Consider the following 255-nt stretch of genomic DNA (forward strand, 5'->3'; position numbering starts at 1 on the left):
AACGTGCGTCGCTGATCCTCCGGCGTACGGCCTTCATCAGCAGTCGATGATGTACGGTGTCGAAGTAACTGGACAGGTCGCCTTCAATCACCCAGCGTCCCCGTGTTTCCCCACAGTCGGTGAGCTGTAATTTCACCGTGCGGATCGCGTGGTGGACACTGCGTTCAGGCCGGAAGCCATACGAAAGTGTATGAAAATCACTCTCCCATATTGGCTCCATCGCCATCAGCATTGCCCGTTGAACAATACGATCAC

Annotated in this window: 1 protein-coding gene; it reads right to left on the minus strand. The window is 54.9% G+C overall.

Annotated elements, in window-relative coordinates:
* Nucleotides 1–255 (minus strand): reverse transcriptase/maturase family protein (locus tag AAZT04_RS26320; protein WP_434682341.1); only part of this gene is annotated, 255 nt, incomplete at both ends.

The sequence above is a fragment of the Serratia sp. Je.1.23.a genome (assembly GCF_051129805.1).
GTDB classification, from domain to species: Bacteria; Pseudomonadota; Gammaproteobacteria; order Enterobacterales; family Enterobacteriaceae; genus Serratia; species Serratia liquefaciens.